Annotated in this window: 10 protein-coding genes and 1 pseudogene; 6 read left to right on the top strand and 5 right to left on the bottom strand. The window is 54.5% G+C overall.

All coding sequences use genetic code 11. From position 1 onward, the window contains the following. Positions 1-28: 28 nt before the first annotated feature. The 3 genes from upp to bglK form a co-directional block, all read right to left on the bottom strand. Positions 29-655, bottom strand: a complete 627-nt coding sequence (gene upp / locus AC236I_RS06565) for a uracil phosphoribosyltransferase (RefSeq protein ID WP_004866196.1) — start codon at positions 653-655, stop codon at positions 29-31. 183 nt (positions 656-838) lie between these two features. Next, a complete protein-coding gene (locus tag AC236I_RS06560; RefSeq protein WP_004866198.1) occupies positions 839-2,269 on the bottom strand; it encodes a 6-phospho-beta-glucosidase in 1,431 nt (476 codons plus the stop codon). A 10-nt stretch (positions 2,270-2,279) separates the two neighbouring features. Further along, a complete protein-coding gene (gene bglK, locus AC236I_RS06555; protein WP_100663156.1) occupies positions 2,280-3,173 on the bottom strand; it encodes a beta-glucoside kinase BglK in 894 nt (297 codons plus the stop codon). Between the two features lie 265 nt (positions 3,174-3,438). Between bglK and purM the strand changes: the two genes are divergently transcribed. The 4 genes from purM (at position 3,439) to ppx (ending at position 8,990) form a co-directional block, all read left to right on the top strand. Further along, positions 3,439-4,476 (top strand): phosphoribosylformylglycinamidine cyclo-ligase, encoded by a 1,038-nt coding sequence (purM, locus tag AC236I_RS06550; protein WP_004866203.1) that lies wholly within the window; start codon positions 3,439-3,441, stop codon positions 4,474-4,476. Then, a complete protein-coding gene (gene purN, locus AC236I_RS06545; protein ID WP_487608716.1) occupies positions 4,473-5,114 on the top strand; it encodes a phosphoribosylglycinamide formyltransferase in 642 nt (213 codons plus the stop codon). The genes purM and purN overlap by 4 nt, the downstream gene beginning before the upstream one ends. Positions 5,115-5,387: 273 nt before the next feature. Continuing rightward, positions 5,388-7,448, top strand: a complete 2,061-nt coding sequence (gene ppk1, locus AC236I_RS06540; protein WP_004866208.1) for a polyphosphate kinase 1 — start codon at positions 5,388-5,390, stop codon at positions 7,446-7,448. A 3-nt stretch (positions 7,449-7,451) separates the two neighbouring features. Next, on the top strand, positions 7,452-8,990 hold the full coding sequence (gene ppx / locus AC236I_RS06535; RefSeq protein WP_004866210.1) for an exopolyphosphatase: 1,539 nt from the start codon (positions 7,452-7,454) through the stop codon (positions 8,988-8,990). A gap of 42 nt (positions 8,991-9,032) precedes the next feature. On the opposite strand, the gene AC236I_RS06530 is transcribed toward ppx, so the two are convergent. Beyond that, positions 9,033-11,270, bottom strand: a complete 2,238-nt coding sequence (locus AC236I_RS06530) for a sensor domain-containing phosphodiesterase (RefSeq protein WP_015583720.1) — start codon at positions 11,268-11,270, stop codon at positions 9,033-9,035. A gap of 370 nt (positions 11,271-11,640) precedes the next feature. On the opposite strand from AC236I_RS06530, the gene AC236I_RS06525 reads away from it, so the two are divergent. Further along, a complete protein-coding gene (locus tag AC236I_RS06525; RefSeq protein WP_032686514.1) occupies positions 11,641-11,814 on the top strand; it encodes a YfgG family protein in 174 nt (57 codons plus the stop codon). 42 nt (positions 11,815-11,856) lie between these two features. On the opposite strand, the pseudogene AC236I_RS06520 reads toward AC236I_RS06525, so the two are convergent. Further along, positions 11,857-12,776: pseudogene (locus AC236I_RS06520) on the bottom strand (LysR family transcriptional regulator). Positions 12,777-12,848: 72 nt separating this feature from the next. Between AC236I_RS06520 and AC236I_RS06515 the strand changes: the two are divergent. After that, on the top strand, positions 12,849-14,051 hold the full coding sequence (locus tag AC236I_RS06515; RefSeq protein ID WP_075808326.1) for an MFS transporter: 1,203 nt from the start codon (positions 12,849-12,851) through the stop codon (positions 14,049-14,051). The last annotated feature ends 7 nt before the right edge of the window (positions 14,052-14,058 follow it).

Genomic DNA, 14,058 nt, shown 5'->3' with positions numbered 1-14,058 from the left:
TAAAGTCGGCTTCTTATTATCTATGTAATCACTTGGTACCAAAAATCTTATCGCCGGCATCGCCGAGCCCCGGAATAATGTATCCGTGCTCGTTGAGGCCCTGGTCAATGGATGCGGTATACATCTCAACATCCGGATGCGCTTTCTCCAGCGCGGCAATCCCTTCCGGCGCCGCCACCAGAACCAGCACCTTAATGCTGGAGCAGCCCGCTTTTTTCAGCAGGTCGATAGTGGCGATCATCGAACCACCGGTTGCCAGCATCGGGTCAACCACCAGCGCCATGCGTTCGTCGATATTCGACACCAGCTTCTGGAAATAAGGAACCGGCTCCAGCGTCTCTTCGTCACGATAGATCCCTACCACGCTGATACGCGCGCTCGGTACGTGCTCCAGAACCCCTTCCATCATCCCCAGACCGGCGCGCAGAATCGGCACAACGGTGATTTTCTTCCCTTTGATCTGCTCGATTTCTACCGGACCATTCCAGCCCTCGATGGTGACTTTCTCTGTCTCCAGATCGGCAGTGGCTTCATAAGTCAGCAAGCTACCTACCTCTGAGGCAAGTTCACGGAAGCGTTTGGTGCTGATGTCGTGCTCACGCATCAGGCCCAGCTTGTGTTTGACGAGCGGGTGTTTCACTTCCACAATCTTCATTCTCTTTCTCCTCTGAGGGGCAGCCACAAAAAAAATCGCGGGATTATACCGCTTTTTTCCATTTGCGCCATAGCCGATATGTTTGACCGGGATCAACCAAAATGCTTTGCGCTGCCTGAGCCAGTATAAAACAAAATAAAAAAACCCCGCACAGGCGGGGTCACACAAGACTTGAGGGGTGTTTTACAATGTTTCGCCGTTGCTGCTGATAACCTGTTGATACCAGGAGAAAGATTGCTTCCGGCTGCGGTCCAGCGTTCCGTTGCCTTCGTTATCTTTATCGACGTAGATAAATCCGTAGCGTTTCTTCATTTCACCGGTACCGGCGGAAACGAGGTCGATACATCCCCACGGGGTATAGCCCATCAGGTCAACGCCGTCCTCAACCACCGCTTTTTTCATCTCGGCAATATGCGCGGAGAGATAATCGATACGGTAACGATCGTTCACCGTGCCGTCAGCTTCGCGCACGTCGATGGCCCCGAAGCCGTTCTCAACAATAAACAGCGGCAGCTGGTAATGATCCCAGAACCAGTTCAGGGAGTAGCGCAGACCCACCGGGTCAATCTGCCAGCCCCAGTCTGACTTCTGCACGTACGGATTAGAGACCAGGCTTTGGGTCTCGTCATAATCCAGCTGCGGGTTATCATCGGTCGCTTTCGTGGCAAACGACATATAGTAGCTAAAGCCAATATAGTCGACGCAGCCTTCGGCCAGCGCCTGACGATCTTCTGCGGTGATATCGAGCGTAAAACCGCGGCGCGCGAAGTAGTTCAGCAGATGCTGCGGGTACTTACCGCGAACATGAACGTCGGTAAACCAGTAACGGCGATGCATGGCGTTCATTGCCATCATCATATCGTTCGGGGCACAGGAGAACGGATAAATCGGGCACATGGCAATCATGCAACCCACCTGCAGCGAGGGATTTATCTCACGGGCAGCTTTTACCGCCAGGGCGCTGGCCACCAGCTCATAGTGCGCCGCCTGATACATCACCGGTTCGCGATCTTCATCCGGCAGATACTTCAGACCTGAGTTGGTAAACGGGGCAAAATCTTCGTGGAAGTTAGCCTGGTTGTTGATCTCATTAAAGGTCATCCAGTACTTCACTTTGTGCTGATAGCGATCGAACACCACTTTCGCAAAGCGGACGAAGAAATCGATCAGCTTACGGTTACGCCAGCCGCCATACTCGGTCACCAGATGGTAAGGCATCTCGAAGTGAGAGAGCGTGATCACCGGTTCAATGCCGTACTTCAGGCATTCATCAAACAGGTCGTCATAGAACTGGAGCCCTGCTTCGTTAGGCTCCCGCTCATCGCCCAGCGGGAAGATACGTGTCCAGGCAATCGAAGTGCGGAAGCATTTGAATCCCATTTCAGCAAACAGCTGAATGTCTTCTTTATAACGATGGTAAAAATCAATCGCCTCATGGTTGGGATAATTTTTCCCCGGCAGTACGCCATCGGTGATTTCACGCGGCACGCCGTGTGCGCCGGCGGTCATCACATCAGCCACGCTGACGCCTTTACCTCCTTCCTGCCAGCCACCTTCCAGCTGATGCGCCGCCACCGCGCCGCCCCACAGAAAACCTTCTTTAAATCCAGACATGTTCTCTTCCTTATGCGCGATCGCCGTTAAGCGATCGGTTTTGCTGATTAAAATGGTAAACCGCCCCCATCAAACCGGCGTCGTTGCCGTGGCTGACGGTGTCGAGATAGTCCGCGATACCGAACCAGGCCAGATGTTCACGCAGCAGCGCCAAAAAGCCCGGCCGTTCCACAATGCCGCCGCCGATGAAAATGGCCTGCGGATCAAAAATGTTCACCAGGTTATACAGACCGCTACCGAGACCGTTGAAAAAGTCAGCCACCAGCCGCTGGCAGGTCACGTCGCCCGTATCGTAGCGATCGAATATCTCTTCCCCAGTCACCTCTTCCAGCGTTTTGCCGAAATGGTCGGCATAGCGCTGGCGCAATACGCGCATCGTGCAGTTTTCATTCATTGAATAGCGGCGAACATCGCGGGTGCCCGGACGATCGGTCTGCATATAGCCGAATTCGCCGGCGCGAAAACTGGCGCCGTGCACCAGTCGGTTATTACAGAAGATCGCCCCGCCGATGCCGGTGCCAATCGTCAGGACCAGAAAATCACTCATCTCGGCGGCTTTGCCCCGCCAGCGCTCAGCGAGCAGGACGCAGTTCGCATCGTTTTCGATGGCGACGGGAAGCCCGGTCTGTTGCTCCAGCCAGCGCTTAATGGCGAAATTATCGAACTTACGGATTGCGCCGCCCATTTCGATAAAGCCGGTGTGCGGGTTGACATAGCCAGGCGCGCTGATCGCCACGCCTTCACACGCCGGGTGAGCGACAATCCACGCCAGCATCGCTTGCAGTATCTGGTCGCCATCGCTATCGATAATCGACTGCTTGCCTTTTTCACGCAGTTCGCCTGCAGCGGTGCTGACGCCCATTTTCAACGCCGTTCCACCGATATCAAATGCGGCAATGCTCATCCCGTCTCTTCCTCCTGAATCCCCGCAGAATCTACCTTCGGCTCTCTTGAACAAAAACAGAAACCGGTTTCAGTGGCATGATGGCTATTCCCGATGTCAGAGGCAAGCACAAGAATGTACCCGGTTTCATTTTCGTGAACCGCTTCAAATTTGTTCATATCGCTGCCGATTAACGCCGACTGCAAAGCAGGCTCGCAAACGTTTGCTTTCCCTGTTAGAATTGCGCCGATTTTTCTTGCTACCGCAAATGTGTGGAGATTTCGCAGTGACCGATAAAACCTCTCTCAGCTATAAAGATGCCGGCGTAGATATTGATGCAGGCAACGCGCTCGTCGACCGTATCAAGGGTGTGGTGAAGAAAACCCGACGCCCGGAAGTGATGGGTGGACTGGGCGGATTCGGCGCACTGTGCGCATTGCCGCAAAAATACCGCGAGCCGGTTCTGGTTTCCGGCACTGACGGCGTCGGCACCAAGCTGCGGCTGGCAATGGACCTGAAGCGCCACGATACTATCGGTATTGACCTGGTGGCGATGTGCGTCAATGACCTGGTGGTCCAGGGTGCAGAACCCCTGTTTTTCCTCGACTACTATGCAACCGGTAAACTGGATGTCGATACGGCAGCCAGCGTCATCAGCGGCATCGCGGAAGGCTGCCTGCAGTCAGGCTGTGCGCTGGTTGGCGGCGAAACGGCAGAAATGCCGGGCATGTACCACGGCGATGACTATGACGTCGCGGGCTTTTGCGTCGGCGTAGTAGAAAAATCAGAAATTATCGATGGTAGCAAAGTTGCCGATGGTGACGTGCTGGTCGCGCTGGCCTCCAGCGGTCCGCATTCCAACGGCTACTCGCTGGTGCGTAAAATTATCGAAGTCAGCGGCGTCGATCCGCAGACGACCGATCTGAATGGTTCACCGCTGGCCGACCATCTGCTGGCGCCGACTCGCATCTACGTTAAGTCGGTTCTGGAGCTGATTGCTAACGTTGAAGTCCACGCAATTGCCCACCTGACCGGCGGCGGCTTCTGGGAAAACATTCCGCGCGTTCTGCCGGATAACACCCAGGCGGTCATCGACGAGTCCTCCTGGCAATGGCCAGAGGTCTTCAACTGGTTGCAGCAGGCCGGTAACGTCAGCAGCCATGAAATGTACCGTACCTTTAACTGCGGCGTCGGCATGGTTATCGCCCTGCCGGCTGAAGTCGCCGACAGCGCCATCGCGCTGCTGAACGAGAAAGGTGAAAACGCGTGGAAAATCGGCTATATCAAAGCTTCTGATTCCGAACAGCGTGTGGTCATTGAATGAAAAACATTGTGGTGCTGATTTCCGGTAACGGAAGCAATTTGCAGGCGATAATTGATGCCTGCACCCGAAAGCAGATTAACGGCACCCTGAGAGCGGTATTCAGCAATAAGGCCGACGCGTTCGGCCTTGAACGCGCGCGTGAGGCCGGTATTCCGGCCCATGCGTTATCGGCCAGCCAGTTTGCCAATCGCGAAGCCTTCGATCGCGAGCTGATGCATGAGATCGATGCTTATGCGCCGGATCTGGTGGTGCTGGCAGGCTATATGCGGATCCTTAGCCCGGCGTTTGTCGCCCATTATCAGGGGCGCCTGCTGAATATCCACCCATCGCTGTTGCCAAAATACCCGGGGCTGCATACGCATCGCCAGGTACTGGAAAACGGCGATGAGGAACACGGTACATCGGTGCATTTCGTCACCGATGAGCTCGACGGTGGTCCGGTGATTCTGCAGGCCAAAGTGCCGGTTTTTGCCGGGGATAGTGAAGACGAGATTACCGCCCGCGTGCAGACACAGGAACATGCCATCTACCCGCTGGTGGTGAGCTGGTTTATGGACGGTCGTCTGCGCATGGAGGGAAATCAGGCCTGGCTTGACAACGCCCCTCTGCCGCCGCAGGGCCATGCGGCCGAAGAATAATCATCAGCGCCTCCGGCACTCGCCAGAGGCGCATTTTATCGGTTCAGCCTCAGCCGCTTTCCCTCTGTTTTGTTTAAATCAGCGATGATTTTTGCCCGGTTTATCTCCAGGCACAGCCTCGTTTTGCACACAATATCGGCACTTGCTCGCCACCGTTTTTGTTCACAGCAGATTGAAAGAAAACTGTCATACTTCTTTGACATAGTTGGACATTCAATGGCAAAGCTCGCCATAATGAAAAAGCAACATCAATCAACCGGAGTGTGAGTTGTAATGGGCCAGGAAAAGCTATATATCGAGAAAGAACTCAGCTGGTTGTCCTTTAACGAACGCGTACTTCAGGAAGCGGCGGATAAAAGCAATCCACTGATTGAGCGCATGCGCTTTTTGGGCATCTACTCCAACAACCTCGATGAATTTTATAAAGTGCGCTTCGCTGAACTTAAGCGCCGTATCATAATTAGCGAAGAACAAGGGAGTACCGCCCATTCTCGCCATTTGTTAGGCAAAATTCAGGCCCGCGTTCTGAAGGCTGACCAGGAATTTGACAGCCTGTATAATGAGCTGCTGCTGGAGATGGCGCGTAACCAGATCTTTTTGATCAATGAACGCCAGCTTTCGGTGAATCAGCAGTCCTGGCTACGCAACTATTTTAAACAGTACCTGCGTCAGCACATCACCCCGATCCTGATTAACCCAGAAACGGATCTGATCCAGTTCCTGAAAGATGATTACACCTATCTGGCGGTCGAAATCATCCGCGGGGAAACCATCAATTACGCCCTGCTGGAGATTCCGTCAGATAAAGTCCCGCGGTTTGTCAATCTGCCGCCGGAAGCACCGCGTCGCCGCAAACCAATGATCCTGCTTGATAACATCCTGCGTTACTGCCTGGATGATATCTTTAAAGGCTTCTTTGACTACGATGCGCTGAACGCCTACTCGATGAAAATGACCCGCGACGCCGAGTACGATCTGGTGCACGAGATGGAGTCGAGCCTGATGGAGCTGATGTCTTCGAGTCTGAAGCAGCGTCTGACGGCGGAACCGGTGCGTTTTGTTTATCAGCGCGATATGCCGGACACCATGGTGGAAATGCTGCGCGAGATGTTCTCCATTTCACGCTACGATTCAATGCTGCCAGGCGGGCGCTATCATAATTTTAAAGACTTTATCGGCTTCCCGAACGTCGGTAAGGCCAATCTGGTCAACAAGCCGCTGCCGCGCCTGCGCCACACCTGGTTTGATAAGTTCCGCAACGGGTTTGACGCCATTCGCGAACGCGACGTGCTGCTGTACTACCCGTATCATACCTTTGAGCACGTGCTGGAGCTGCTGCGCCAGGCCTCATTCGATCCGAGCGTGCTGGCAATCAAAATCAACATTTATCGCGTTGCCAAAGACTCACGGATCATCGATTCGATGATCCACGCAGCCCATAACGGCAAAAAAGTCACCGTGGTGGTGGAGCTTCAGGCGCGTTTCGACGAAGAAGCCAATATCCATTGGGCGAAGCGTCTGACCGAAGCCGGCGTCCACGTTATCTTCTCTGCGCCAGGGCTGAAAATTCACGCCAAGCTGTTCCTGATCTCGCGTAAAGAGGGAGAGGAAGTCGTCCGCTACGCGCATATCGGGACCGGCAACTTCAACGAAAAAACCGCCCGTCTGTACACCGACTATTCGTTGCTGACGGCAGATGCACGTATCACCAATGAAGTGCGCCGCGTCTTTAACTTTATCGAAAATCCATATCGCCCGGTGAGCTTCGATTACCTGCTGGTTTCGCCGCAGAACTCGCGCCGCCTGCTGTATGAAATGATCGACAGAGAAATCGCCAACGCCCAGAACGGTCAGCCTTCTGGCATCACGCTGAAGCTGAATAACCTGGTTGATAAAGGACTGGTGGATCGACTTTATGCCGCGTCAAGCTCCGGGGTTCCGGTTAACCTGTTGATTCGCGGCATGTGCTCTTTGATTCCTGGGCTGGAAGGGATCAGCGAAAATATTCGCGTCACCAGTATCGTCGATCGTTTCCTTGAGCACGACCGCGTCTATGTTTTCGAAAACGGCGGCGACAAACAGGTTTGGCTTTCCTCTGCTGACTGGATGACGCGCAATATTGATTACCGTATTGAGGTCGCCGCGCCGCTGCTGGATCCGCGGTTGAAGCAGCGCGTACTGGATATTTTTGATCTCTTATTCAACGATACGGTCAAAGCACGCTATCTTGATAAAGAACTGAGTAATCGCTATGTGCCGCGCGGCAATCGCCGTAAAGTGCGCGCACAGCTGGCGATTTACGATTATCTCAAATCACTCGAACAACCCGACTAACCTATGCCAATAAACGAAAAAACCCCTCGTCCGCAGGAGTTCGCTGCGGTCGACCTTGGTTCAAACAGTTTTCATATGGTGATCGCCCGCGTCGTCGACGGAGCCATGCAGATCATCGGTCGCCTGAAACAGCGGGTTCACCTGGCCGATGGACTGGATGAAAACTCCGTGCTCAGCGAAGAGGCGATCGCCCGTGGGCTTAATTGCCTGTCGCTGTTTGCCGAACGCCTGCAGGGTTTTTCTCCCTCCAGCGTCTGCATCGTCGGGACACACACCTTACGCCAGGCCGCCAACGCCGCGGAATTTCTCAAGCGCGCGGAAAAGGTGATTCCCTATCCGATAGAGATAATCTCCGGTAACGAAGAAGCGCGCCTGATCTTTATGGGCGTCGAACATACGCAGCCGGAACGTGGCCGTAAGCTGGTCATTGATATCGGCGGTGGTTCGACGGAGCTGGTGATTGGCGAGGATTTCGAACCGCGTCTGGTTGAGAGCCGTCGTATGGGCTGCGTCAGCTTCTCGCAGATCTATTTCCCCGGCGGCACCATCAACAAAGAGAATTTCCAGCGCGCGCGTCTGTCGGCGGTGCAGAAGCTGGAAACGCTGGCGTGGCAGTTCCGCATCCAGGGCTGGAATGTGGCGCTGGGCGCATCCGGCACCATTAAAGCTGCGCAGGAAGTGCTGGTCGCCATGGGTGAGAAAGATGGTTTTATCACCCCGGAACGCCTTGAAATGCTGGTGGATGAAGTGTTGAAGTATAAAAACTTTGACGCGCTCAGCCTGCCGGGTCTGTCGGAAGAACGCAAAGCGGTGTTTGCTCCTGGGCTGGCTATCCTCTGCGGCGTTTTCGATGCGCTGGCGATCAAAGAGCTGCGCTTGTCCGATGGCGCGCTGCGTGAAGGCGTGCTGTATGAGATGGAGGGACGTTTTCGCCATCAGGATATCCGCAGCCGCACCGCGCAAAGTCTGGCAAACCAGTACAACATTGACCGTGAGCAGGCGCGTCGGGTACTGGAAACGACCACCCATATATTCGAACAGTGGCAGGAACAGAACCCCAAACTGGACAACCCGAATCTGTCGGCGTTGCTGAAATGGGCGGTAATGCTGCACGAAGTGGGGCTGAATATTAACCACAGCGGAATGCACCGCCACTCGGCTTATATTCTGCAAAACAGCGATTTGCCGGGCTTCAATCAGGAGCAGCAGATGCTGATGGCTACGCTGGTTCGCTATCACCGTAAAGCGATCAAACTGGATGATTTGCCCCGCTTTACGCTGTTTAAGAAAAAGCAGTTTCTGCCGCTCATTCAGCTTTTACGCCTGGGTATTTTGCTGAATAACCAGCGTCAGGCGACCACCACACCGCCCACGCTCAGGCTGAAGACCGAAGCCAATCACTGGACGCTGATCTTCCCGCATGACTGGTTCAGCCAGAATGCGCTGGTGCTGCTCGATCTGGAAAAAGAGCAGCAGTACTGGGAAGGCGTGCCTGACTGGCTGTTGAAAATCGCCGAAGAAGAGCCTGAAAGCAAAAACTAGTCCCGAGGCCGGGTTGCTCTCACCCGGCCCGCTTCTTCCCCATCAGCTCGCTTCAGCCGTTACCGCCGTCACCAGAGACGCCAGTGGAACCGGCTGGCCAATCTCGTACCCCTGCAGATAATCAATCCCCAATGACAGCGCCGCCTGTCGAATCTCCGGCGTTTCCACACACTCCGCCACCACCTGCATATTCTTCATCCGCGCCAGATGGCAAATCGATGCCACGACCTGGTAATCAAGACTGCTGGAGTGCAAATTACGAATAAAGCTACCGTCAATCTTCAGCAGATCAACGTTCAGCGTTTTCAGGCGCGCGTAGCTGGCGTAGCCGGTACCAAAGTCATCGATCGCCACCCGACATCCCAGCGCCTGCAAATGCGCCAGCGTTTGCCGTGCCTGCTCAGGGTTGCTGAGCGAGTGGTTTTCCGTTAACTCAAATAATAACTGCCACGGTTCAACATGATACTGCGCCAGCAGCCGCTCCACTTCGCCGGGAAACTGGCTCCGGCTGACGGAGACCGGCGAAAGATTCACCGCCAGCCGCAGACCGGGTAAAATTGTCCGCTGCTGGTTCATAAAGGCGAGCGTATTCTCCAGTACCCACAGGTCAATACGGGATGACAGGCCAAACTCATGCGCCACCGGGAGGAAATCATCCGGGTAAATAAGCTCCCCGTCATCTCCCGCCATACGCAGCAGAACTTCATAATAGTTGTCACCGCGAATACCGACGATCGGCTGCGCCATCAGACAAAAATGGTTCTGCTCCAGCGCCTGCTGGATCTGGTTCATCATCACCACTTTATCCCGTAAGCCGTGCTGAATATGTATAGCCCCGCGACGCTGCATATTTTCTGGCTGGCCGCTGGTCAGAGACATATCAGCAATGTTATTCAGCTCGCCTAAAAGCAAATAGAGGTGCTTCACCGGTGAGCGCACGCTGCAGTAACTAATCCCTACCGCGGGCTGCAGAGGTATACCGTCCCAGATAAAGCGAAACCGTTGGATACGTTCATCCAGCGCGGCAATGCGCGCCTTATGATCGCCGCTGTTCAGACGGAGCACCAGATCGTGTCCGGCCAGATGGTGAACGGCCTCGTTCGGCTGGAGTAAGTCGCCCAGATGTTCAGCCAGTTTTTGTTTATATTGAATACGCAGCATAACGCCATAATGGCGCCCCAGTAGCTCCAGCTCAGGAATGCGTAAAAAGCACAGCACCGACCACATTGCGCTGTCCAACGACCGACTCAGCGCCCGTAAATTGGGCATATGGACAACCGGATCGAGAAAAGCCATCCGCCGTACCCTGGCATGAATCAGACGCTGCCGGGTCGCCAGCATGGCCATATAAGTAATAATAAAAGAGAACACCAGATAGCTCGAAGAGGTTATGGCCAGCTGATGGGCATATCCCGGAGAGAAAGGCAAATAGCGATAATGAAAGTGAATAATGATGATTAAAACCGGCGTCCAAATCATTGCGATACAGCGATAGCCAAAGCGCATCGCGCCCCACAACATTACCGGCATGAGTAATGACAATGTATAGTTTGTGCTAAATATCGTACTCTGACCATTCAGCGGTATTAATAACAAACCCAATAACATTAACAATGTTATCGACCATAAAACAAATTCACCACATTTTATTTTTGGATCAACCTGTAACTTCGCCTGTGAAATAAAACTACGCAGATAAAAAGGATTGCGAAGAATACGAATCAATAAATAGCACAGCGGAACGCCGGTTAAACCGCCTACCATCAAGGCTTGAAAAGTAATCAGGGAGCGTAAACTTAGCGGATCGATCCCGGCCAGCCCCGTCGTCCGCGGATGCATGCCGAGATACTCGGCAATCTGAGAAAGTATGAGAAAAATGAGCGATGGCAGCAGCATCTGCCAGAACAGGCGATACGGCATCAGGCTCACGTTACCGTGGTAAATATGCTGGCGGCGCGGCACAAAAATCCGATAGCCGCCCCAGCACAAAACCGCCGGGATAAGAAAATGGAAAACGACCACAATCGCCTCCCACGGATTCATTCCCCGGGCCACGGTGCACAGCAGACCGATGATAATACCGGGCAGCGCTGCCACATCAAAAAACAGCATAAGACTCTGCACCAACGCCAACGGTAAATAGTAAAGCGAAACTTCACTACCATCCAGCACGGCATAGGAATTTGCCCCTCGCGCCAGAGGCAGTAAAAGCAGGGGTAAAATCAGCGGAAGCGCCCACCATTTATCCCGATACAGTCTGTATTGTTTAATTATTTTCATTGATGCTCTACAGATAACCCAAATTCCCGCTGGGTATATTCAGGTAGGCATCCAACCTAACCATCCTAGCCGCATAAGGAATACCTACGCGGAACAGGCAAGAGATTTTAGTTATCAGCACACGCGGACTGTTGATATAAATCAATAAATCTTTTAGCTATGATTAATAAAGCTTATTTTTATGCGTCTGTTCGAATGAAAGAAAAAGGATGTGAATGTGATAATTATCTTACATAACATTAAGTAATGTTTGAGCGGCGGATTTTTACATCCCCATCAATTGACCCTGCTGCATTCCTGTGCCTTAATACCCTTATCGCCCCAGTTGTGGGTATACCTCAAGGAACCTTTTGTGAGTCAGGCACCCAGTATGCGTAAACGACATCGATTTAACCGTCGCATGACCCGTATCGTACTGCTTATCAGCTTTATCTTCTTCTTTGGACGCTTTGTCTACTCTTCTATTGGCGCCTGGTATCATCATCAGGACAAGATCGAGTCCCAGCAATCGACGCTCCCGGTTGATACCACGCCGCGGGAATAAGCCAGCACATTACGGTGCCAGCCAGTACGGCATAACATTGCTTTAAACGGTAAACTGCACCTCTCGCAGCAGGCGCAGCATCTCGCCGATCCCTTTGCTGAGAATTTTATCCTGACGCATCACGACCCCCAACTGACGGTGGAGTAGTGGCGTCAGCGATTGAACGCGTAACCCCTGCCGATCGTCATGATGCGCCACCGCCATGCGTGGAACAATGCTGTATCCCAGTCCGGCACGCACCATTCGCTTGATGGCTTCAATGCTGCCCAGCTGCATCACCGGCGAAATATCCCGCCCGCTGGCACGAAACCAGCCATCAATCAGCTCCCGGGTTCCACTCCCGGCCTCAAAGGCAATCAGCGGCAGCGCCTGCAGCACTTCCGCCGTCAGCTCCAGCGGCAGCGCATCCTGTCCACAGGCAAAAATAAACACAAACTCCTCATCCACCAGCGGATCTATTGCCAGGTTGCGCCCGTGGGCCGGAAGCGTGACCAGTCCGAGATCGAGTCGGTTCTCCTCCACGGCGCGCACGATATCCAGCGTATTTCCGGTCGTCACGCCTACCGTCAGCAGCGGATGCGCCTGCCGCAGCTGCTGTAAGACCGGCGGTAAAAGATGTATGCAGGCCGTGGCCCCCGTTCCGAGCGTTATCGCGCCGCTGATTTCGCGATTAAACTCGCTCACCGACAGTACCGCCGCGCTGACCGCCCGTTCAATATTGTCACCGTGAGCCAGCAGAGCCATACCGGCCGCCGTCGCTTTAATCCCCCGTCCGGTCCGCTCAATCAGCCGGGTCTGCAGAAACTGTTCCAGCTGACGTACCTGCAGGCTGACCGCGGGCTGCGATAGCCCCAGGACATCCGCAGCAGCCGAGAAGCTCCCCCGCTGTACCACCAGCCGGAAAGTAGCCAGATGTCCCAGATTAAGCGTCGTCATCTCAAAGTTTCTCTTATAAGGGTCATAAACCAACGAGTCTGCCTGCACAATAGCGCGCAGGTTATGCTGCCGGCAACTGCATAACAGACTGAGATACGATGAAAAATATGGAAAACAGACGCGCCGCGTCCGGCATGCTGACGCTTGCCGCTGGATGCAATCAGCTGATTAACTGGGGGATCTCATTTTATATGCCGGGCACTTTTTCCCGGGCTATCGAGCAGGACACCGGCTGGCCAACGACGCAAATCTACCTCGGCCTGACGATCGCCATGTTGATAATGGCGTCGATCTCCCCGTTTGTCGCCCGCCTGCTGGCCCGGTTTGGCGGCCAGCACATTGTGGTCAGCGGCACGCTGGCGATCGCCGCAGGATGCTTCATCATGGCGGCCGTACCGACTCTCTCCGGTTGGCTGGGCGCCTGGCTACTTACCGGTATCGGAATGCGTCTGGCGCTGTATGATACGCTGTTTGCCGCGCTGGTGAATCTTTACGGTCAGCAGGCAAGACGCACCATTTCCCGCGTGACGCTGGCTGGCGGCCTGGCTTCCGCTCTGTTCTGGCCACTGGGCGCATTTTTGCTGACGATGATGAGCTGGCGGGAGGCGTTGCTGGTTTATGCCCTGCTGGGCCTGTTCAGCGCGCTGCTGCTCTGGCGAATGCCGAACGCCAGGCGACCCGCGGCGATACGGCCAGAAGCGCACCGGCCCGCTTCCCGCCAGCAGAGACAGGTTGCTCTGCTGTATGCGGCGCTGATCGCGCTGGTGACATTTGTTTCTAATGGAACCTCCACCCACCTGCCGGAATTTATCGCCCACTACGGTCTGCCGGTGGCGGCGGGGATGCTTTGGGGCATTGGCCAGACCGGCGCCCGCTTTCTGGAGGTCGCCTCGGGTTCGGTGCTCACGCCGCTTCGACTTACGCTGCTGACCACGTTGCTGATGCCGGTCTGTTTCGCCCTTGGCCTGAGCGGGCCTTATCTCCTCGGCACCGCCGGCGGATTTGTGCTGGGCTATGGCGCCATCAATGGGTTAACGACGGTATTTAAAGCCACGCTACCGCTAGAGCTTTTTGCCGCCGAGGATTACGCCAGACGCACCGGTATCCTGTTGATCCCCGCCCAGCTGCTGGCTGCCGCCTCCCCGTTTGCCTACGCCTGGTTAACTCAGCAGTTCGGGGTTCAGGGAAGCTTAGGTTTTTCCGCTGCGCTGACGCTGGTGGTCGCCGGGCTGGCGCTCGCCATTGCCCGGAGCCAGTCCCGTCGGCCGCCCGAGACGATGCCGGCAGCCATTGATTCCTGAGCTTCGT

The organism is Klebsiella sp. Sb-30, from assembly GCF_057652795.1.
Note: the sequence above shows the minus strand (reverse complement) of the source record. Positions and strands in the feature narration are given on the sequence as shown.

Bases quoted from the DNA above. Each gene is read 5' to 3' on its own strand.
- upp (WP_004866196.1), bottom strand. From the start codon at position 655: ATGAAGATTGTGGAAGTGAAACACCCGCTCGTCAAACACAAGCTGGGC.
- AC236I_RS06560 (WP_004866198.1), bottom strand. From the start codon at position 2,269: ATGTCTGGATTTAAAGAAGGTTTTCTGTGGGGCGGCGCGGTGGCGGCG.
- bglK (WP_100663156.1), bottom strand. From the start codon at position 3,173: ATGAGCATTGCCGCATTTGATATCGGTGGAACGGCGTTGAAAATGGGC.
- purN (WP_487608716.1), top strand. From the start codon at position 4,473: ATGAAAAACATTGTGGTGCTGATTTCCGGTAACGGAAGCAATTTGCAG.
- ppk1 (WP_004866208.1), top strand. From the start codon at position 5,388: ATGGGCCAGGAAAAGCTATATATCGAGAAAGAACTCAGCTGGTTGTCC.
- ppx (WP_004866210.1), top strand. From the start codon at position 7,452: ATGCCAATAAACGAAAAAACCCCTCGTCCGCAGGAGTTCGCTGCGGTC.
- AC236I_RS06530 (WP_015583720.1), bottom strand. From the start codon at position 11,270: ATGAAAATAATTAAACAATACAGACTGTATCGGGATAAATGGTGGGCG.
- AC236I_RS06525 (WP_032686514.1), top strand. From the start codon at position 11,641: ATGCGTAAACGACATCGATTTAACCGTCGCATGACCCGTATCGTACTG.
- AC236I_RS06515 (WP_075808326.1), top strand. From the start codon at position 12,849: ATGAAAAATATGGAAAACAGACGCGCCGCGTCCGGCATGCTGACGCTT.